Source organism: Clostridium sp. TJA032 (assembly GCF_058310275.1).
The window spans coordinates 1,270,779-1,293,123 of the sequence record NZ_JBZEFB010000001.1 but is presented as its reverse complement, the minus strand read 5'-3'; the positions used below and the strand labels follow the sequence as shown (position 1 = coordinate 1,293,123).

Genomic DNA, 22,345 nt, shown 5'->3' with positions numbered 1-22,345 from the left:
GAGGATTAGAATGAAAAGATTATTAATATTAGACGGAAACAGTCTTTTAAATAGAGCCTTTTATGCTGTGCCTTTGCTTAGTAATAGTGAAGGAATTCATACAAATGCTATATACGGTTTTACAAATATGCTTTTTAAAATGAGAGAAGATATAAAACCTGATTACATAGTTTGTACTTTTGATAAAAAAGCACCGACCTTTAGACATTTAGAGTATGAGGACTATAAGGCTGGAAGAAAGAAAATGCCTCCTGAGTTAGCTGAACAATTTCCAATTGTCAAGGAAATGTTAAAGCTATTTTCAATAACAACTTATGAACTAGATGGCTTTGAAGCTGATGATATTATTGGAAGTTTAGCTAAATTTGCTGAAAGTGAAGGAATAGAAGTCTATATTATGACTGGAGATAAGGATGCACTTCAATTAGCATCTAAAAATATAAATGTTTGCATAACTAAAAAAGGTGTTTCTGAAATAGAAGTATATAATTATGACAGAATGGTTGAGGAGTATGGTGTAACTCCTACTCAATTTATAGATGTTAAAGGGCTTATGGGAGATAAATCAGATAATATACCAGGAGTTCCTGGAGTTGGAGAGAAAACAGCCTTTAAATTAATAAAAGAGTATGGTTCTGTAGAGAAGGTTTTAGAAAATATAGATAATATAAGTGGTAAAAAATTAAAAGAAAACTTAACTGAATATAGTAATCAAGCTATATTTTCTAAAAAGTTAGCAACTATAATGACAGAGGTACCTATAGAATTTGATTTAGATGAGATAAAATCAAGAGAGGATTATAATAAGGATAAATTAAAGGCTTTATTTACAAAGCTTCAAATGAAATCTGTATTAGATAGATTATCAGAGGGAGAAGAAAAAGAGCCTGAAATAAATATTGAAGTAAAAAAAGTAGAAAACAATGAAGAATTAGAAAAGTTACTTAAAAGTATAAAAAATGAGGTATATATTACCTTTTCATATTTAAATAAAGAAAAGTATTCTACTATAGAGATTAAGGAAATATTTATTAATTATAATGGAGAAAACTATCTAATTAACTTTAAAGAATTAATTAATGAAGAGGAAAATATTAATTTATTTAAGAAGTTTTTTGAGGATGAAACTATATTAAAAAATGGATATAGCGTAAAAAATGCTATAACAGCTTTAAAGAAATTAGAAATAGACTTTAAAGCACTATCCTTTGATTGTGAAATAGCTGCTTATTTAATAGATTCATCAAAGGGAGAATATACTCTATTATCCTTAATAAATGATTATCTTTCAAAATTCCCAAAGGTAAAAGAGGGAGAAGAAGACTTAGTTGGAATATCTTTTATGAAGGATTTAACCTTAATATTAAAGAAAAAAATAGAAGAAGAAAAAATGGAAAAGCTTATGTATAGTATGGAACTTCCTTTAGAAAAAGTGCTATCTTCTATGGAATCAATAGGATTTAAGGTAAATAAAGAGATATTAGATAATTTATCTGTAAAGTTTAAGAAAGAGTTAGAAGAAACTCAAAAAGAAATATTTGACCTTTCAGAAGAAGAATTTAACATAAATTCTCCAAAGCAGTTAGGAAAAATATTATTTGAAAAATTAGATTTACCTGTTATAAAGAAAACAAAAACAGGATATTCAACTAATGCAGAAGTCTTAGAAAAACTTAAGGATAAACACCCTATAATAGAGAAAATAACATATTTTAGACAACTTTCAAAAATATATTCAACTTATGTTGAAGGATTAAAGTCTGTTATAGATACAGATGGTTCTATACATTCAACCTTTAATCAAACTGTAACTACAACGGGAAGGCTTTCATCAACAGAACCTAATCTTCAAAATATACCTATAAAGTATGAAATGGGAAGAGAAATAAGAAAGGTTTTTATACCTAAAAATAAGGGCGATTTGTTAATATCAGCAGACTATTCACAAATAGAACTTAGAGTTTTAGCTCACATGGCTAAGGATGAAAATATGATAAATGCTTTTAATCATCATTCAGATATACACACCAAAACAGCTTCAGAGGTTTTTAAGGTTCCAGTTGATGAGGTAACTCCTTTAATGAGAAGTAGGGCTAAGGCAGTAAACTTTGGTATAGTTTATGGTATAGGAGATTTTAGTCTTTCTCAAGATTTAAATATTTCAAGAAAAGAAGCTAAAGAATATATGGATATATATTTTGAAAGATATCCAAAAATAAAGGAATATATAGCTAAGGTTATTGATGAAGCTAAAACAAAGGGATATGTTTTAACTATGTTAAATAGAAGAAGATATATACCAGAGATTAATGCTTCAAATAAAATAGTAAAATCTCTAGGAGAAAGGCTTGCAATGAATGCACCAATTCAAGGTACTGCTGCAGATATAATAAAACTTGCTATGGTAAATGTATATAATAAGTTAGAAGACTTAAATTTAAAAAGTAAGTTAATATTACAGGTTCATGATGAACTTATAATAAATGTTTCTGAAGGAGAGTTAGAAATTGTAAAAAATATTCTTAAAGAAGAAATGGAAAATACAATAAAATTAAGTGTGCCTTTAGAAGTAGATGTGAATGTTGGAGATAATTGGTACAATTTAAAGTAAAGGGGGATTTTTTATGATTAAGGTAGGCCTTACAGGAGGAATATGCTCTGGAAAGAGCACTATTTCTTCCATGATAAAGGAATCTGGCATTGAAGTCATAGATGCAGATGTTATTGCAAGAGAAGTTTTAGAGAAATATCCCGATATACTTTTAAGAGTTAGAGCAACCTTTGGAGGTCATTTTTTTGATTGGAGGGGGGACTTTAGAAGAAGAGAGTTTGGAAATCATATATTTAGATTTCCTAAAGAGAGAGTAAAGTATGAGGAAATAATAATGCCTTATATAAAAAAAGAAATAGAAGATAAAATTAAAGAGTATGAAAAAATAAATACAAAGCTTATAGTTATAGATGGAGCTACATTAATAGAAAATGATATGCATAAGGATATGGATATCATGATTCTTGTTTGGGTTGATAAAAGCAGTCAAATACAGAGAATGGAATTTAGAGATAAGCTTAGTAAAGGGGAAGCTATAAATAGAATAAATTCTCAATTAAGTCTTGAAAGAAAAAAGAATTATGCTAACATAATAATTGACAATAGTTCTAATTTAATTAAGACTAAGGAACAGGTAGACGATTTGTTAGAATTTTTTAATTTATATCAGTAGGAGCGAAACATGAAGAAAATAATAAGGCTAGTTATAGTTGTTTTAGCCATATGTTTACTGTTTTTAGGTAGTAGGTATGTATTAAAAAACGTTATATTTCCCTTAAAATATATGAATTATGTGGAAAAGTATAGCAAGGAATATGATTTAGATCCTTATTTCGTTATGGCAGTTATAAAAGCTGAAAGCAACTTTGAAGTTGATGCTAAGTCTAACAAGGATGCAAGGGGCCTTATGCAAATTACAACCTCTACAGGAAAGTGGATAGCTGAAAAACAGGGAATAGTAAATTTTAATACTGACTTATTATTAGAGCCAGAGATTAATATTAAGTTTGGCTGTTGGTATTTAAATAATCTTCATAAGGAATTTAATGATTGGGATTTAGTAATTGCAGCTTATAATGCTGGAAGAGGAAGAGTTCAGGAATGGTTAAATAGCAATGAACATTCTGATGATGGAAAAAAGCTTACCTATATACCTTTTAAGGAAACGGATAAGTATGTAAAAAAAGTAAATGTATATTATAATATATATAGGTCACTTTATAAATAAGTGGCCTATGTGTTTTAATTAACTAGGGATAAATTATAGGGGGAGATTTTTTGAAAAAATTGCTTATTATCTTAGGGGGAATTTTAGTTATTCTAATAGGCTTTTTGCTTTTTAATATGGAATATATAAAGCCCATTAATATGGAAGTAAATTGGGAAGATAATTTTAATCCTAAGGAAGAAAAGATACTTTTAAATTTTATTGAAAAAGATTTAAGTAAAAAAGGATATGGAATTTATACAAATTACATAAATAATACCTCAGAAGGGGATATAACTAAGGGGCATTCAGTTTTATCAGAATCAGAGGGGCTTATGATGTTATATGCAGTAAATGCTAATAACAAGGAGCTTTTTGATGAACAATTTGAAATAGTAAAAAATATGAGGCTTAAAAATGGTCTTATTAGTTGGAGAAAAGAAGGTGATGAAAATTCAGATTCTTCAGCTACTATAGATGAACTTAGAATAATAAAGGCTTTACTTTTAGCATATAATAGGTGGGATAAGTTTTACTATAAATTTTATGCTATAAATATTGCTAACTCATTATTAAAACATGCAATTGAAAATGATACTTTAGTAGATTACATAGATGTTTCTGGAAAGGGTAATACAACAACTCTTTGTTATTTAGATTTACCAACTATGAAGCTTTTAAGTCAAGCAGATGATAAATGGAAAGTTATTTATGATAAGTCTAATACTTTAATAGAAAAAGGAAAAATTTCTAAAGAGCTTCCATTATATAAAAAGGTATTTCTTCAAGAAACACAAAAATATGATGAAGAAGAAAATATTGACCTTTTATTATCTACAATAGTTATTTTAAATAGAATAGAAGCAGGAGAAAATGAGGAAGAATCTATTAATTGGATAAGAAATAGGTTTAAAGAGGATGGCTTCTTAGTAGCTACTTATAATGATAAAACAGGGGAAGCTACCTCAAAAGTTGAATCTCCTTCTATATATTCTTATGTTGCTTTAATAGCTAATAAAATTGGTGATGAAGAATTATTTAATAAGGCTATAGAAAAATTAAAGTATTATCAGATAAAAAATGAAAAAAGTATTTTCTATGGTGGATTTGGTGATGAAAATTCGAAAACTGTATATTCCTTTGATAATTTAAATGCCTTATTAGCTTTTCAAAAATATAAAGGTGAAAATTAAAATTAATAATACTTAAAAGTAAGATTAGATAGACTAATCTTACTTTTTTCTTTAATTTATAAAGTTTAAATTTAGTCATTTTTTAATTTATACTTTGTATAATATAGTATTAATACTTTTTATAGGTGAAAAGGGGTACAATGAGTAAGAATTTTGATTATAGCTTAAAGGAAATAGATAAAGATTTAGAAAAAGCTTTAAAAGAAGCTAAAATTTTAGGAGAAGGTCATAATGGTATTGTTTTTCTTCTTAAAAATAATAAGGCTATAAAAATTTTTCGAAGAATAAGTGTTTGGGAAGATGAAAGCAGCATTTTAAAAAGAGTAGGAAGTTCAAGATTTTTTCCAAAGGTTTATGAATGTAAGAGAGGATATATTGTAAGAGAATGTGTATTAGGAATTAGGTTAGACAAGTATTTAAAGGAAAACTCTTTAAATGAAGAACTTTGTAAAGAGTTATATTTAATGATTTTAGAGTTTGAAAAATTAAATTTTAAGAGAATAGATATAAGATGTAAGGATATATATATTCAAAAGAACAATAAAATAAAAATAATTGACCCTAAAAATAATTATAAAAAAAAGGTGGATTTTCCAAGACATCTTTTTAAGGGCTTATTTAAAAGAGGACAGTTAAGCTATTTTTTTGAGTATTTAGACTCTGTAGATAAAGAAAGAAGTAACCTTTGGTTAAAAGAATTTTTATCTTATGCTAAGGATAAAAATTTTTTTGAAGAATAAAATATAAAAATTTTCTTTAAAGATTTTAAATTAAGTAGTATCTTATTAAGTAAGAAAGATTTTATACTATTTAGTTTAAAAGGAGTTGATTAATTTGAGAGAGACTTTTAAATTTAAAGATAAAGAAGGATTAGAATTACAAGGATATAAATGGAGTAATGGAAAAGATTTTAAAGCAGTAGTTCACATACTTCATGGTATGGCAGAACATTCCCTGCGTTATGATGAATTTGCAGAAAAGCTTGTTAATGCAGGATTTTTAGTTTTTGCTCATGACCATAGAGGACATGGATTTACGGCAAAGGATATAGAATCTTTAGGATATCAAGGAGAAGGGGATGGCTTTCAATGGATGATTGATGATGCTGTAACCTTAATAGAAGAATCAAAAAGAAAATATTTAGGACATAAAATAATACTTTTTGGACATAGTATGGGTTCTTTTGTAAGTCAAAAGTTAGTTGAAGAATATAATGAACTAATTGATGTTTTAGTTTTATGTGGAACAAATGGTGAGCCAGATAAACTAGTGCCTTTAGGAGAAGCTGTAGCTGAAATGGAGATTTTACTAAAGGGAAGAAAGCATAAAAGTAAGCTTATGGACAAACTTATTTTTGGTGATTTTAATAAGCATTTTAAACCAAATAGAACAGAATACGATTGGATTTGTAGTGTAGAAAAAGAAGTTGATAAATATATAGAAGATGAAAGATGTGGGTTTATTTGTTCTGCTTCATTTTATCATGATTTATTAAAGGGAATAAAGAGCATACATAAACCAGAAAATTTAAAGAGGATAAGAAAGGACATGCCTATTTATATTTTTGGAGGAGATAAAGACCCTGTAGGACATTTTGGAAAGGGAATACCAAACTTAAAGAAAAAATTAGAAGAGTATGGTGTTGAAAATGTTCAATATAAAATATACAAAGACGGAAGACATGAAATGTTAAATGAAAAAAACAAGGAAGAAGTTATGGATGATACTATTTCTTGGATGTTGAAAAATATTTAAAAGATGTATATAATTAATTAAAGTGTTTTAGGAGAGTGTCAAAATTTGATACCTCCTTTTTCCTTTCTTTAAGTTAATAAATTTTATAATAAAATAGGAGAAATTATGAAAAATGACTATAGAATTATAGATAATTATATACGTAGTGGAGATAAAGCCCATGATGAAGGTAATTTAATAAAGGCTTTAAACTATTATTTAAGAGCAGAGGAGCTTTTAGAAAATGAAAAGGATATTGATTTAACTATAAGCATAGCTTTAATGTTAGATGAACTTGGAGATAGTCTAAATGCTATAGAAAAATATAAGGAAGCTTTAAAGATAAATAGTTTTGAGGTTAGGGCTTATTATGGTTTAGCAGTTATTTATGATGAAAAAGGAGATTATTTAAAGGCAATTGAACTTTATAAAAAAGCTATTGATATAAATCCTTTTTATGATAGAGCTTTCTTTTTTTTAGCTAATGCTTTAGATAATATTGGAGATAAAGAAGGAGCTATAACCTATTATAAAAAGACTATAGAAATTTGTAAGGATGATTTTTGGGCCTATACAAATTTAGGGTCAATATATGAAGAAAAAAACATGTTAAAAGAAGCTTATAGAATGTTTTCTAAAGCCCTTGAGATTGATAAAGAACATTATTTAGCACTTTTTAATATGGGAGTTATATATAAAAAATTAAATTTATTTGATAAAGCAAAAAAATATTATGAAAAAGCAATTAAAAAGAATTTAGGATATGCCTTTTCTTATTTAAATTTAGCTGTAATATATAAAGAAGAAAATAATTTAAAAAAAGGAATAGAAGTATTATCTTTAGGAATAAAATTTAATCCTGAAAATCATTTTTTGTATTATAACAGAAGTTGTTTTAGAGCACTTTTAGAAGATAACTTAAATAATGCTATAGATGATTTAATTAAAGCTTTAGAGTTTTATCCAGAATTTAAAAAATACATATATAAAGATAAAGAATTAGTTGAAGTTATAAATAGCAAAAGGTTTAAAGAATTTTTAGAAAGCATAGATATTGTTTAAAACAATATCTATGTTTTTTTCTTTCTTTATATACAAAAATTTACAAAAAGTTATATAAATTTTTCTTATTTTTATGATAATGTATAGTTATATAGGTGTGCTAAGGGGGAATAGTTTGTGGAGTGCATAGAAAAGGATTATATGTATTTAAAGTTTAGTAAAATGCAAAATTCACTAAATATTTTAGTGTTTATTACAATTAGTTTATATACAATATATTTTTTTAAGCCAAGTACAGCTATTTACTTATCTACAACTATTGAAACCATATTAATATTTACCATAACTTTTATTGCAACTACAGTATTTAAGTTTTCTAATAAGAAGATTTTTAAGTTAATAAGTATTTATCTTCTTTTAGTTGCTATATTTAAATTTGATACTTTAGTTTATTTAATATCTTTTTTAGAGGAAAAGGATATCTTAGAAGCTTTAAGTTTAAGGTCTGTAGCATTTTGTACAATTTTAGAAAGTATTTATTGTTTTATTATGGTCTCTTATGTAAAGAATATAGATTTAAAAACTAAGGTAATAGTGTTTATATTATCTTTAATTTCCTTAACTAGCGTATTCTTTTTTAAGATAAATATTTTTTGGATATTTTCTGCAAGCCTTCTTTTAGTTGTTTTATATTCCTTGAAAAGCTTTAAAATTTTTGAAAATAAGTTTTTTAATTATTTGAAGGCCTTTGTAATAATAAATTTATCTTTAGTTATATTAGATTTTTTAGCTTATAATATGGGTTTAAAATCCTTTGTTTTGTTAGGAGATTTATTGAAAATAGGAATATACTTAATAATTTATTTATGGATTTCTGAGATGTTAATTATAAAGCCTTATGAAACTTTACATGAGGATATAATAGATAAAAATAAGAAATTAAAGGGATTAAGTAGAAAAATTGAGGAGAGTAATAGAGAGTTTAAGGAATTTAAAAAGAAGTTAAAGGAAAATGAGCTTTATTTCAAAGATTTTTTAAATAATGCTCCTATGGCTATAGTTATTTTGAATGATTATAATCATAGGATTTTAAATGTAAATGAGCGTTTTTTGTATGAGTTAAACTTAAAAAGTAAAAAGGATATAGTAAATAAGAATTTATTTAAAATTATAAATGTTGAAAATAAGGAAGAACTTTTAAGTAAAAATAAAGGGGAAGCTTATTTAGAAATTTTAGGAGCAGAAATTTTTTGGGAACTAGATATATTATTAAAATCAAATAACTACTTAATAATATCTATGAAAAATATTACGGAATTTAAGTACTCTGAAAAAATAAAATATAATTTAAGTCAAAAGACTTTATCAGAACAAATAAAAAATGATTTTTTATCTAGTATTTCTCATGACCTAAAAACACCTATAAATGTTATTTATTCTTCTGTGCAAGTTCAAGAGAAATTTTATAGTGAAGAATATATAAACAAGGTTGATTATTATAATCAGGTAAACAAGGAAAATTGCATGACTTTATTAAGACTTGCTAATAACCTAATAGATTCATCAAAGATAGATTACAATTATTTAAAACCAAACCTTAAAATATATAATATAGTAACTTTAATTGAGGATTCTATAGGTAGTTTATCAGATTATATAAAAGAGAAAAATTTAACTTATATTTTTGATACTAATGAAGAAGAAGTATATATAAAGTGTGATCAAGAATTTATACAAAGAATAATATTAAATTTAATTTCTAACTCTATTAAGCACACAAAAGAAGGAGGAATTGGAGTAGAAATTAAGGCGAAAAAAAAGAGGGTTATTATTAGTTTTACAGATACAGGAGAAGGAATGGACAAAGATTTTTTAGAAAGAGCCTTCTTAAGATACAGTAAGGGAAATGAAGTTGGTGAAAAAAACAAAAGTACAGGGATAGGACTTTATATTGTTAAAAATTTAGTTGAATTACAAAATGGTTCAATAAGCATAAGTTCTATAAAAGATGCAGGAACTAATATAAGATTAGAGTTTAATAGGGAGAAAAGTTGTGGAATATAAAGTAAAATATGAAAATCCTAAATTGCAATATTATATACTAAGGATTATATATTTTTTAATAATAGTGTCTGTATTAATTTATATAAAAGATAAGAAGTATCTTATGTTTTATAAATTTTTAGACTTGTCTTCAGTAATAATGTTAGGAGCAGCTTTATTAATAGGGGTAAGTAGTAATGTTGATAAGGAAAAGAGTTTAATATCTTATATTAACTTAGGTATATTTTGGCTTATAATACCAGAGATGTTTTCATCCTTTGTATTTTTAGAACTTTATGTTGTAGATAAAATAATAGCTTATAAACTTGTGGTTTTGGTCTTTCAATACCTTGTTATTTTTACTACTATTTTAGGAAAAAAAAGAAATTATACCTTTTTAAAGGTAAACAAAATATTATTAGTAATAAATATAGTTTTTAATTTATTTTACCTTACAATTATAAGTAATGTAGAGCTTATGAAAGGGTTTATTAGATATATTTGCTTAAATAGTTATATATATATATTTCTTATTATACTTTTTGTTGTATTATTTCTTTTAATTATTTCTGATGGAGAAAATAATTCTGATAAATTTTTTTATTATTTAATAATATATATAATAATTTTATCTGTTGGAAATATTATTTTTTTAAATAACCTTCATAATTTAACAAGGTCTAATATGCCAGGTGGATTTTTATCTCAGATTCTTGATTTATCAGCTTATTATATTTTAGCAGAGGGAATAATAAGATTTTCTTTAAATAAAAGTTTTAATAAAATAAATAGAATTATGATATTAAAAAGAAATGAGTTTAAAAAAAATAAAAAGTATTTACAAAAGAAAATTGAGGAACTTAGAGCCTTAGAAAAGCTTTTAAATAGAGAAGAATTACTTTTTAATAATATAATATCTAATATAGGAGATTATATTTTTATATCTAAGGATGAAAAATTATTTTATTTAAATAATGAAGCTTTAGAATTTTTAGAAGTTAAAAATAAAGAATCCATACTTTTTGAAAATATGGAGGTTTTATATGAAAAAATATTAGAAAAACAAGTTTACTTAAAGGAAAGAGTAAACTTAGATTATTATAAAGAAATAATCTTTAAAAATGTAAAGGGTGGGTATTCTAATGGTGAATTTTATAAGATTCCCTTTGGAGATAATTACAAGATAATAATTATAAATGATATAACTAAGAAAAATAATGCTTCTAGATTAAATAAGTATTTAAAAAACAAATTAGAAGAGGAGAATATAAAGGGAGAGTTTTTTACAAATATATCTCATGAAATAAGAACACCTATAAATGTTATAAATTCAGCCCTTCAACTAAATAACATAAATATAGAAAGGAAAAATTTAAATTCTATAGAAAGAAATAATTTAGTTATAAAACAAAATTGCTTAAGATTAATTAGAACTATAAATAATTTTATTGATGCAAATAAAATTTCAGAAGGACATTTTGAAAGTAATTTTATGGTTTTAAATGTAGTTGAAGTGGTGGAAGATATATTAGAGGCTGCATCAGAGTATATAAGTAAAAAAAATATAAATTTTGTTTTTGACCCAGATTTTGAAGAATTATTTATAGCTCTTGATATGGAGTTTTTAGAAAGAATAATATTAAATTTATTATCTAATTCTGTAAAGTATGGTAACTTTGGTGGAAATATATATGTGAAAATATATTTTGACGGGAAAGACTTAGTAATAATGATAGAAAATGATGGGGTTTCCATAAGTTATGATGAACAAAAGTATATTTTTGATAAATTTACAAAAAGTAATAAGGCTTTAAATAGAACACAAGAAGGAAGTGGACTTGGCCTTTATATAAGTAAAGCTTTTATGAAAATGCAAGGGGGAGATTTAAAGGTTGAAATAAGTAAGGGAAATAAAAATAGATTTAAGCTTTATTTTTATGATGTAGATGTTTTTAAGGAAACAGATAGAATAGGACAAGTTTTCAGTAGAAATTATTATAATTTAAAAGAAAAAGCAGAGATTGAATTTTCAGATATATACATATAATATATCTATTTGAGGAAACATATAATTACCTTGGAGGTGATTTATATGAATATATTTAAGGTAAATAAGGAGTTTAATTTAGGAGATTTAATAATAAGCTTGTTAATTACTTTAGGTGGTGGATATATTATAGGTATGATTATAAAGGATAGTATCTTTATTTATCAAAACTTAAATAAACCTTGGTTTAGTCCACCTGGTATAGTTTTTCCAATAGTCTGGACTATTTTATATGTATTAATGGCTATAGCAGCTTATAGAATATTTTTAATAGGTAAAAGAGGAGAAAACACAAAAGGTGCACTTTATATTTATGCTATACAACTTGTGTTAAATTTTGCTTGGAGCATTATATTCTTTTATTTTAAATTATATGGATTAGCCTTTATAGAATTAGTTATTCTACTTATATTAATAATAATATGCACAATTAAATTTTTAAAGTTTGATAAAATATCAGCACTTCTTATGGTCCCATACATATTATGGGTTTCTTTTGCAGGGGTTTTAAATTTCTTTGTTTGGATGTTAAATGAAATGTAAGAGAAGAATCCTTCTTATTTTAATATTAAAATAAGAAGGATTTTTTTATTAGTGATATAATTAAATATAGAAATTTATTAAATATAATTTGTATATTTAAAATATATAAATAAAAAAGGGGATAAGAAAATGTTAATTAAAAATGGTAAGATATTTACCTGTGAAGATGGAATAGTCTATGAAAAAGGTGATATTTTAATTAAAGAAGGAAAAATAGAAAAGATTGGAGAAGATTTAGGGGAGTTTGAAGAAGAAGAAATAATAGATGCTAAAGGGCTTATGGTTTTTCCAGGATTTATAGAGGCACATAGTCATTTAGGAATTCATGAAGAAGGAAATAATGGCGCTGGAAATTCAATAAATGAGGTTAGTAATCCAATAACACCACAGTTAAGAGCTATAGATGGAATAAATCCCTTTGATGGTGCCTTTTCAGTAGCAAGAAAGGCAGGAGTTACAACAGTAGCCATAGGACCAGGAAGTGCTAATGTAATTGGTGGCCAATTTGTAGCTGTTAAGACAGAGGGAATATGTATAGATGATATGATAGTAAAGGAACCTTTAGCCATTAAGGTTGCCTTTGGAGAAAATCCTAAAAGAGTATATGCAGGAAAAAATAAAATGCCAAATACAAGAATGGCTATTGCAGCTATGATTAGAGAAACTTTAATAGAAACTATAAATTATAAAAATAAAAAGATTGAAGCTGAAATAGAAGATAAGGATTTTACTAAAAGCTTAAAATATGAATCTATGTTACCTCTAATAAATAGAGAAATTCCTATGAAAGCACATGTACATAGAGCAGATGATATTTTAACTGCTATAAGAATAGCTAAAGAATTTGACCTTAAACTAACTTTAGACCATTGTACAGAGGGGCACTTAGTAAGTGATTATATTAAAAAATCAAAGGCTCCTGCTATAGTTGGACCAACTTTAAGTTTTAATGGAAAGGTGGAAACTTTAAATAAAAGTTTTAAGACTCCTAAGGTTTTGGTAGATAAGGGGGTTAAGGTAGCAATAACTACAGACCATCCTGTTGTAACAATAGATAATCTTCCACTTTGTGCAGCTATGGCTATGAAAGAAGGGCTATCTTTTAAAGATGCTCTAAATTCAATAACAATAAATCCTGCAGAAATTTTAGGTATAGATGATTCTGTTGGAAGTTTAAAGGAAGGAAAAGATGGAGATTTAGTAATTTTAAATGGAAATCCCTTTGAAATAGCTACAAAAACCATTTATACAATTATAAATGGAGAGGTAGTTTATAAAGACTATGAATAAATATATTTTTATATTATAATAAATAATGTTTGAATTTGATTTTAATATTTTTAAAAGAATTTAATGGAGCTGTATCAATATAACATAGCATATAAGTAAGCTTATGTTTTGACACAGCCCTTATTATTTTAAAAAGTGAAATAAATTTTAAAATATGTCAAAGATATAGGATATAATGTAAAAATATAAAGAAAATAAAAGGAATTATAAATTAGGAGTGGTACTTTGAAAAAGGTAATAATTGCTGAAAAGCCATCTGTTGCTAGAAATATTGCAGATGCTTTTAATATAAAGAAAAGAAAAGATGGATACTTTGAAGGCGAAAAATATCTTATAACATGGGCTTTTGGTCATTTACTACAACTTTTTGATGCAAAGGATTATGATGAGAATATGAAAGGGTGGAGAATGGAGAAGTTCCCTTTTATACCAGAGGTTTTTAGATATAAAATAAAGCAAGATTCGTTAAATAGAAATATAACTGACAAGGGTGCAGAAAAGCAAATAAAAATCATAAAAAATCTTATAGATAGAGAAGATGTAGATGGTATAATTTCTGCTACTGACTTTGATAGAGAAGGACAAGTAATTGCAGATGAAATATTTCTTTATTTTAATGAAAAAAAACCAGTATATAGACTTTTATTAAATGAATGGACTTCTGATGAAGTGAAAAAAGGAATGGAAAATTTAAAGCCTAATGAACAGATGCAATCTCTTCAAGATGCTGGTATAGGAAGGCAATGGGCCGATTGGATAATAGGTATAAATTTAACTTCTGTAACTACTATAAAATACAGATTAAATGAAGGAAAGATTTTAAATATAGGTAGAGTATTACTTCCTACTTTAAAAATAATTTATGATAGAGATAAGGAAATAGAAAATTTTAAGGCAAGTTCATATTATAAGTTAAATACAATCTTTAAAACTTTAAAAAATGAGGAGTTTGAGGGAACTTATTATGAAAATAACTCAGAAAAATTTGAGGATAAAAAGTTTTTAGAAGAAATTAAGGAAAAGATAAAGGAAAAAAATGCTGAGATTATTGAAAAACAAACAGAAAGAAAAAAAGAATATCCACCATTTTTATTTAATCTTTCTAATCTTCAAGGATATATAACAAGTAAATATAAGGGATGGACTTCAGATAAGGTTTTAAAGGTAGCACAGTCTTTATATGAAAAGAAATTTATAACTTATCCTAGAACAGGGAGTATTGCCCTAGAGGAGAGTTTAGTTGATAGAACTAGAAATGTTTTAGAGAAACTAAAAATTGGATTACCCTATGAGAAAGAAATAAAGTTTGTAAAAAATAAAAGAATTTTTGACAATTCAAAAGTAGAAAGTCATAGTGCTATAGTTCCTACGTATATTAAGCCTAATAACTTAACACAAGATGAAAATATAGTATATAATGCAGTTAAAAATAGATTTATTATGCAATTCATGCCTATAGCTGAATTTGAAGAAACTAAAATAACTACTAAAGTAAAAGAAAGTTCTGTTAAGGGAGTTTTCATTTCAAAGGGAAAGGTTCAACTTGTAGAAGGTTGGAGAGTTGTTGAAAAAATAGATAGTAAAGATACAATTCTTCCAAGGGTAGAGGAAAAGGAAGTTGTAGATTTAGTAGATAGTAAAATTAATAAGGTTACAAAAAAGCCACCTAAAAAGCATACAGAAAAAACACTACTTAGAGTAATGGAGACCTGTGGAAAGAGTTTTAAAGAGGATTCTGAAGAAGATAATGAAGAAATGATGGCTTCAATATTAAGTGGATTTAGTATAGGAACACCTGCTACTAGAGCTGAAACAATAAAAAAGCTTAAGGATGTAGGATATGTTACTACAAAGGGAAAAAGTTTAACTTGTACAGAGCTTGGTAGAACTATAGTTGAAATATTTCCTGTCAAGGAACTTTTAGATTTAGAATATACAGGAAGGTTAGAAAAAACACTTTCTGATATTGAAAGAGGAAAAGTTAAAAAAGAAGATTTTTTAAAACTTATAAAAAACTTTACTATAGAAGGTGTTAATGCTATAAAAAATGATGATTCTATGGTTAAAAATTTTAAGATTGAAGCTCCAGAGGGTGTAGAGATTTTAGGAAAATGTCCAAACTGTGGAAATCCAGTTATAGAAGGAGAAAAAGGTTTTGGTTGTGTTAACTGGAAAAATGGTTGTAAATATACAATATGGAAAAATGATAAGTACATAGCATCGTTTGGGAAGCAAGTTACAGCACAAATGGTAAAGATTTTATTAGCTAATGGAAAAGTTGGTTTTAGAAATTTAAAAAGTAAAAAAGGAAATACCTTTGCAGCCTATTTTATATATGAAAAAGATAAGGATAAAGGATATTTTACTTGGAGAATGGAGTTTATTTAGTAAGGTTTTATGAAACTATAAAGTATTAAATAAGGATATGCACTTTTTTTAAAAGGGCATATCCCTAAAATATTTTATTTTTCATAAAACTTTTTTATTTATACTTTTAATAATAGTCAAAGGTAAATTTATAAGTTAATTTTGAGAAATCTTTATTTTTTAAATTAAAAAATTGATTTTCTACAGGTAGTAAAATTCTTCTTCCTTTATTTGAGGAGAGACCTTCTGGAATAAGTACTGTTTTAAAATTTTTTGATAAAATTTCTTTGTTATTAGTATCATATAAAGATATATTGAAGTTTTCTAATTTTTCAAAAGTTATATTTTCTGTTGTATTTAAGAGATAGGCATCTATAAATAAAGTATTATTTTGTTTAAATAATTTATTTATTATAAGGTTTAATTTATCCTTTTCTGTTGAAAAAGAAGTAACTTCATAAATTAGTTCTGTTTTATTTAAATTCTTAGAAATATTAAGGGGCTTTGCGTTTATTGATAAAGAACTAAAGTTTAAAAGGGTTATTAAACTTAAAATCATTAAAATTTTTTTTTGTAGTTTCATATTTTTTCTCCTTAAAAATAGATTATAAACTTAGTATATCTATAATTAAAGAAAATATAGGGTAAAATAAAAAAACAGTGAATTTTATTCACTGTTTAAACAAATTTTAATATAAAGGCTGAAAGCATGTATATAGGTGGTGCAAGGAAAACTGTTATTAATCCAGCAACTCCTATAGATAATGAACTCATAGCACCATGAGTTTCACCTATTTCTAAAGCTTTAGTAGTTCCAACAGCATGGGCAGCTGTACCCATAGAAACTCCCATAGCAACTTCGTGGTCTATTCTTAATACTTTGCAAACCATAGGAGCTATAATTGCTCCAGTTATACCAGTTATTATTACAGCTATAACTGTTATTGAAGGTATTCCACCAAGTCCACTAGCTACTTCAACACCGATTGGAGTAGTAACTGATTTAGGAACTAAAGAAGCTATAAGCTCATGCTTAACTCCTAAGAAGTATCCCATTATTATAACACAACACATAGAGGCAAAACTTCCAACTATTATTCCTGTCATTATTGGAACAAAATGATTTTTTAAAAGCTGTAACTGCTTATATAAAGGTACTGCTAATATTACAGTTGCAGGTCCTAAAAAAGCATTTATAAAACTTCCACCTATGTTATATGTTTCAAAACTTATATGACAAGTAACTAAAACTGCGATTATAATTGCAATAGATATTAATAAAGGATTAAGTAGGGGAATTTTGGTCTTTTTGTATATGGTCATACCAATTTCAAAAGCAAAAAGAGTTAATAAAATTCCGAATAAAGGATTATTAATAAGATTATTCATTAACTTCATCTCCTAGTAGTTTTTTTTCTTTTCTTCTTATTAAAGTTTGAACAACTAAACCTGTAACTCCTATTACAACAAAAGTTGAAGCTATACAAATAAATAATAATTTAAGAACATTTCCTTCTAATAATCCAACAGATGTCATAAGTCCAACTCCTGCAGGAACGAAGAAGAAGGCTAAATGATCTAAGAAAAATTGAGCTACGCAGTCAATAGACTCTACTTTAACAACTTTAGTACATAGTAAAACTAGTAATATTAACATTCCTATAATATTTCCAGGTACACTATGTATAAAACTTTTAGAAATAAACTCGCCTAAGAAGTATATAAATACAACTATAAGCATTTCTCTTAAAAGCTTCACTAGATAATCACTTCCTTTGTTTATTCAAAAAATATAAGGAACATTTTAAAGTTCCTTATACATTATAGAATGAATTTAAAATTAAAGCTATAATCAAATATTACAATAATTAAGGATTTATACTTATTAAAGCGTTTTCTATATCATTTTTTGATAGGTTACTTAAAATAGACTCATCATACTTAAGTGCCTTATTAAAAAATTCTTTAGCCTTATAGAAATCTTCTTTTTCCTTTGAAATAATTCCCATAAAGTAATAAGGCTCAGAAAAATTTACACATTCTTCGATTAGTTCATTAAAGTAAAAGTAAGCTTTTTTTAAATCACCTATTTTATAAAATATTTCTCCAAGATTAGCTCTTATTATTTGGCTTAAATCATCAATTTTTAACCCTTCATTACTTATAGAAATTGCCTTTTCAAAATCTTCTGCTTTTATTAATACATAACTATAAACTTCATAAAAATCTAAATCTTTAAAATTATTTTCTTTTAAATCTTTCAATATTTTAAGGGAAGTTTTAGTATCTTTTAATTTCCAGTATATTATAGCTTGAAGTAAGTCAATTTTATTAGCATCTTTAGGTAAAAATTTTCTTTTAGATAGAATTATATTTAAGCTTTCTAAAGCTTTTTTATAAGAGCCATACTTTAATTCTAAGAAGATATATGTTTTTATTGAGTTTACATTAGAGCTATTACATAGAGCAGCCTTTCTATAAAATGATAAAGCTTCTTTTGTTTTGTTAGCTTTAAGTTTTTTAGCTCCTTTAAACATGTAGATTAAATGCTTGTTTATAGATAGTTTAAAAATTAAAAATGATATAAGAAGTAGGCTCCCCAAAAGCATACTAATTTTAAGCATTAGAAAAACTACAAGAATTATTGCAAGGATATTAAATAAATTATTTAATATAATAGAGCTTTTCATAATAATTATCCCCCTTTTAGTATTATTTTATTAAGAAAATTATACTATATTTACAAGGAGGATAATAGATTGTTAAAATTAAAGTTTTTATATTTATTATAAAAGATATATATTATTTTTTTCACAAGTATTTATCATTTCTTCATCCCACATAGAAGCTTGAACTTCTCCTATATGAGCTTTTCTTAAAAAGAACATACAAATTCTAGATTGACCAATTCCACCACCTATAGTGTATGGTAATTTTCCTTCAAGAAGCATTTGATGGAAAGGCAAATTTTTTCTTTCCTCACAGTTAGCTATTTCTAATTGTTTTAATAGACTTTCTTCACTAACTCTTATTCCCATTGAGGAAAGTTCTATAGCTTCATCAAATAGAGGGTAGTAAAATAATAAATCTCCATTTAATGACCAATCATCATAATCTGGACTTCTATCATCATGTTTTTTTCCAGATTTTAATTTTCCACCAATTCCTATAATAAATACAGCACCAAATTCTTTACATATTGCTGTTTCTCTTTCCTTACCAGTAAGGTTTGGATATAAATTTTCTAATTCTTGAGAAGTTATAAATTTTATTTCTTTTGGAAGTATTTTTTCTATATGAGGATATTTTGAGCATACAAAGTCTTCAGTATCTATAAAGGTTTTATATATTGCTTTAACAGTTTCTTTTAGAGTTTGTAAATTTCTATCCTCTTTATGTATTATTTTTTCCCAGTCCCATTGGTCTACATAAATTGAGTGAATGTTATCTAAGTCTTCATCTCTTCTTATAGCATTCATATCAGTATATAAACCTTCTCCAGGATTAAATTCATATCTATGAAGAGCTAATCTTTTCCATTTAGCTAAAGAATGGACAATTTGTATATCTTCATCTTTCATAGCTTTCATATCAAAGCTTACTGGTCTTTCAACACCATTTAAATCATCATTTAATCCAGATTTTTTATTTACAAATAGGGGAGCAGAAACTCTTGTTAAGTTTAAATTTTTTGCTAATGTATCTTCAAAAAAGTCCTTTAATTCTTTAATTGCAACTTCTGTTTCTCTAAGAGATAATAAAGGCTTATATCCTTCTGGTATGAATAATTTTTCCATTTGTTAAACAACTCCTTAAATTTAAATTTACCTATATCTTTTGTTACATAGATTTTTTTATGATTTTTTGGCCAAAGTATTTTATATATAAAATAAATAATTTTTTAGTATAATTGATAAAATAAAAAAGCCCTCATCCTATATGTTAATAGGACGAAGGCTAAATATCATCTCCGCGGTACCACCTATGTTAGTACAAATGCACTCACTTTATTAAACAGTGCTTTATAACACTGTCCTTCTTTTAACGGAAAGAAACCCGTCTAAGTCTACTGTTCAAAATTGAAGTTCGGTTAGAAGCTCAAGGATGTTCTTCATCAAAGGTATAGTATGAGGCTTACACCATTCCTCAATCGCTGAAACTCTTTCCTAGGATTACTTTTTCCCATCAATGCTTTGTACAATTTATTTATTTAATAATTAATATATACTAAAATTCTTAATTTGTGAAGGGGTTTTTTAAAAAAAAATTAAAATTATGATATAATTATTAAAAAATATATACTTTATAAAAGGAGAAAACCATGATAAAAGCAGTATTATTTGACCTAGATGGTACTTTGATAAATAGCAATGATTTAATTTTAAAATCATTTAAACATACATTTAAATCTATTTTAAATTTAGAATTAAGTGATGAAGAAATAAGTTTAAATTTTGGTAAGCCGCTTCAAGAGATTTTTAAAAATTATGATTCTGAAAAAATAGAGGAGATGATTAATACTTATAGAAAAATAAATTTGGAATTACATGATAAAGAGTGTAAAGAATTTTTGGGAGTTAAGGAAATGTTAAAAGCCTTAAAAAATAAGGGGATTAAGATTGGAGTTGTAACTTCTAAAAAGAAAGATATGGCAGAGCGTGGTGCTAAGTTAATGGGAATATTTGATTATTTTGATGTGTTTATAACACCAGAATGCACTAAAAAACATAAACCTTATGGTGAGCCTGTATTAAAAGCTTGTGAGATTTTAGGAGTATCTCCTAATGAGGCACTTATGGTTGGAGATTCTCCCTATGATATTTTAGCAGGTAAAAATGCTAAGACAAAAACCTGTGGAGTTAACTATACAGCTTTACCAATAGAAAAATTAAAAGAGAGTAAGGCAGATTTTTACATAGATAAACCTTCAGAGATTTTAGAAGTCATTAAAGACATAAAGTAAAATAAAAAAGATTTAGTCATAGACTAAATCTTTTTTTATTTAGAAGATATTTCTTCTACGTCTTCTACGTTTTCTTGTATTTATAGTTTTTATTATAAGAAGTATTACTAATACTACAATAATAGCTAAAACAAAGATTCCTAAGTAACTTAAGAAATTAGCTTTTATAAGAGTGAAAGTTCCTATGTCTGCTTTCACAGGATAGTCTTTTACATAAGCTCTTTGAGAAACTGTAACAGAAGCAGCTTCAGGTTTAGAGGCTAATTGCCAAGCATTTAAGCCATTTAATTTGATTTCTTCTGTTGTTTCTTCTTTGTTTACATAGTTATCATAATAGTTTATATCTTCTGTTGCAACAAAAGGCACTTCTATAGTTTTAGTTGGGCCGAACCATCTAAAAAGCTTATATTCTACAGGAAGTGTAGCTAATGTTGTTCCAGCTTTTATATAAGGAACTCTATTTACAGCATAACTATAATCTATTATTTTATTCATATCGTTAAATACAATTTCGTCTTTAGCATCATATTGAGAATTTAAAACAGTACCAACTATTTTTCTTCCATCTCTTTCATAAACTGATACTAAACATCTTCCAGCGGGAGTTGTAAATCCAGTTTTTCCACCAATATTTCCGTTTATTCCAAGTTCTTTATTTCTATTTTCTAAAAGTACTTTTTTTCCGTTTATAGTTATATCACTTTCTTTAAGTCCCATAGTTTCACTAACCCAAGGATTTTTAAAAGCATTTTGTAAAATAACAGCTAAATCATAGGCTGTTGAGTAATGATTATCATTATGTAGTCCATTTGGAGTAACAAAATGAGTGTTTTTTAATCCAAGTTTTTTAACTTCTTCATTCATCATATTACTAAATTTTTCAGGACTTCCAGCAATTCCATCAGCAATTACTGAAGCTGCATCATTTGCGGAAAACATAAGTAAGGCTTTCATTAAGTCGTTAGCATTCATTCCTTCTCCTACAGGAATTGGACCGTAGCTATCATTTAAAGTATAAGGTTGCTGTGCCTTTGCATCAGCAGTATATGGAAAAGAGTCATTTTTTGAAGCATTTTCAGCAAATAAAAGACTAGTCATAACTTTTGTAGTACTAGCTGGGTAGGCTCTTTCATCAATTTCCTTTGCATAAATTATTTCGCCGGTATCATAATCTAAAGTTACAGCATACTTACCAGCTATGTTAGGTGCAGTAACTTCAGAAGCCATAACATTTGTTTTTGCTGGAGTAAAAAGTGATACTGATAGAGCAATCAACATTGAACTTAAAAGCTTTTTCTTAATTTTAATCAATTTTCATCTCTCCTAATAAAAAGTCTAATTAAACTTTTTCTATTATAACATCTATAGGGCATAATAACAATAAATAATAAATAAAGCTATGTAA

The 22,345-nt window shown here is 26.1% G+C and carries 19 protein-coding genes and 1 other annotated feature; of the genes, 13 read left to right on the top strand and 6 right to left on the bottom strand.

Annotation, left to right across the window (positions count from 1 at the left end; genetic code table 11):
• The first annotated feature begins 10 nt into the window (after nt 1-10).
• From polA to AC4FRL_RS05935, 12 genes are all read left to right on the top strand, one after another.
• On the top strand, nt 11-2,611 hold the full coding sequence (gene polA / locus AC4FRL_RS05990; protein ID WP_491139295.1) for a DNA polymerase I: 2,601 nt from the start codon (nt 11-13) through the stop codon (nt 2,609-2,611).
• A 13-nt stretch (nt 2,612-2,624) separates the two neighbouring features.
• A complete protein-coding gene (gene coaE, locus AC4FRL_RS05985; protein ID WP_491139294.1) occupies nt 2,625-3,224 on the top strand; it encodes a dephospho-CoA kinase in 600 nt (199 codons plus the stop codon).
• Between the two features lie 9 nt (nt 3,225-3,233).
• On the top strand, nt 3,234-3,779 hold the full coding sequence (locus tag AC4FRL_RS05980) for a lytic transglycosylase domain-containing protein (RefSeq protein WP_491139293.1): 546 nt from the start codon (nt 3,234-3,236) through the stop codon (nt 3,777-3,779).
• A 50-nt stretch (nt 3,780-3,829) separates the two neighbouring features.
• Nucleotides 3,830-4,951, top strand: a complete 1,122-nt coding sequence (locus AC4FRL_RS05975; RefSeq protein ID WP_491139292.1) for a glycosyl hydrolase family 8 — start codon at nt 3,830-3,832, stop codon at nt 4,949-4,951.
• A 140-nt stretch (nt 4,952-5,091) separates the two neighbouring features.
• Entirely contained in the window at nt 5,092-5,691 is a 600-nt protein-coding gene (locus tag AC4FRL_RS05970; protein WP_491139291.1) for a hypothetical protein, read from the top strand.
• A gap of 94 nt (nt 5,692-5,785) precedes the next feature.
• The gene (locus AC4FRL_RS05965) at nt 5,786-6,706 is read left to right on the top strand and encodes an alpha/beta hydrolase (protein WP_491139290.1); all 921 of its coding nucleotides are present in this window, start codon (nt 5,786-5,788) and stop codon (nt 6,704-6,706) included.
• Nucleotides 6,707-6,811: 105 nt separating this feature from the next.
• On the top strand, nt 6,812-7,747 hold the full coding sequence (locus tag AC4FRL_RS05960; RefSeq protein WP_491139289.1) for a tetratricopeptide repeat protein: 936 nt from the start codon (nt 6,812-6,814) through the stop codon (nt 7,745-7,747).
• 117 nt (nt 7,748-7,864) lie between these two features.
• Nucleotides 7,865-9,751: a sensor histidine kinase gene (locus tag AC4FRL_RS05955; protein WP_491139288.1), complete on the top strand. Its 1,887-nt coding sequence runs from the start codon at nt 7,865-7,867 to the stop codon at nt 9,749-9,751.
• The gene (locus AC4FRL_RS05950; RefSeq protein WP_491139287.1) at nt 9,741-11,777 is read left to right on the top strand and encodes a sensor histidine kinase; all 2,037 of its coding nucleotides are present in this window, start codon (nt 9,741-9,743) and stop codon (nt 11,775-11,777) included. The genes AC4FRL_RS05955 and AC4FRL_RS05950 overlap by 11 nt, the downstream gene beginning before the upstream one ends.
• A 45-nt stretch (nt 11,778-11,822) precedes the next feature.
• Nucleotides 11,823-12,320 (top strand): TspO/MBR family protein, encoded by a 498-nt coding sequence (locus AC4FRL_RS05945; RefSeq protein WP_491139286.1) that lies wholly within the window; start codon nt 11,823-11,825, stop codon nt 12,318-12,320.
• 129 nt (nt 12,321-12,449) lie between these two features.
• Nucleotides 12,450-13,610, top strand: a complete 1,161-nt coding sequence (locus AC4FRL_RS05940; RefSeq protein WP_491139285.1) for an amidohydrolase — start codon at nt 12,450-12,452, stop codon at nt 13,608-13,610.
• Between the two features lie 225 nt (nt 13,611-13,835).
• A complete protein-coding gene (locus tag AC4FRL_RS05935; RefSeq protein ID WP_491139284.1) occupies nt 13,836-15,998 on the top strand; it encodes a type IA DNA topoisomerase in 2,163 nt (720 codons plus the stop codon).
• A gap of 106 nt (nt 15,999-16,104) precedes the next feature.
• Here the strand turns inward: AC4FRL_RS05935 and AC4FRL_RS05930 are convergent, their stop codons facing one another.
• The 5 genes from AC4FRL_RS05930 to asnA all read right to left on the bottom strand — a co-directional run bounded on the left by AC4FRL_RS05930 (nt 16,105) and on the right by asnA (nt 19,774).
• Nucleotides 16,105-16,560 carry a hypothetical protein gene (locus AC4FRL_RS05930; protein WP_491139283.1) on the bottom strand — a complete coding sequence of 152 codons (456 nt, stop codon included), beginning with the start codon at nt 16,558-16,560 and terminating at the stop codon, nt 16,105-16,107.
• A gap of 95 nt (nt 16,561-16,655) precedes the next feature.
• Nucleotides 16,656-17,366: an LrgB family protein gene (locus tag AC4FRL_RS05925; RefSeq protein WP_491139282.1), complete on the bottom strand. Its 711-nt coding sequence runs from the start codon at nt 17,364-17,366 to the stop codon at nt 16,656-16,658.
• Nucleotides 17,359-17,736 carry a CidA/LrgA family protein gene (locus AC4FRL_RS05920; protein ID WP_265917766.1) on the bottom strand — a complete coding sequence of 126 codons (378 nt, stop codon included), beginning with the start codon at nt 17,734-17,736 and terminating at the stop codon, nt 17,359-17,361. The genes AC4FRL_RS05925 and AC4FRL_RS05920 overlap by 8 nt, the downstream gene beginning before the upstream one ends.
• Nucleotides 17,737-17,845: 109 nt before the next feature.
• Nucleotides 17,846-18,667, bottom strand: coding sequence for a tetratricopeptide repeat protein (locus AC4FRL_RS05915; protein ID WP_491139281.1), 822 nt, complete (start codon nt 18,665-18,667; stop codon nt 17,846-17,848).
• 96 nt (nt 18,668-18,763) lie between these two features.
• Nucleotides 18,764-19,774 (bottom strand): aspartate--ammonia ligase, encoded by a 1,011-nt coding sequence (asnA, locus tag AC4FRL_RS05910; RefSeq protein ID WP_491139280.1) that lies wholly within the window; start codon nt 19,772-19,774, stop codon nt 18,764-18,766.
• Nucleotides 19,775-19,920: 146 nt separating this feature from the next.
• Nucleotides 19,921-20,175: a binding site (T-box leader), on the bottom strand.
• 123 nt (nt 20,176-20,298) lie between these two features.
• Between asnA and ppaX the strand changes: the two genes are divergently transcribed.
• Nucleotides 20,299-20,940, top strand: coding sequence for a pyrophosphatase PpaX (ppaX, locus tag AC4FRL_RS05905; RefSeq protein ID WP_491139279.1), 642 nt, complete (start codon nt 20,299-20,301; stop codon nt 20,938-20,940).
• A 39-nt stretch (nt 20,941-20,979) separates the two neighbouring features.
• On the opposite strand, the gene AC4FRL_RS05900 is transcribed toward ppaX, so the two are convergent.
• On the bottom strand, nt 20,980-22,251 hold the full coding sequence (locus AC4FRL_RS05900; protein ID WP_491139278.1) for a D-alanyl-D-alanine carboxypeptidase family protein: 1,272 nt from the start codon (nt 22,249-22,251) through the stop codon (nt 20,980-20,982).
• Nucleotides 22,252-22,345 lie beyond the last annotated feature (94 nt).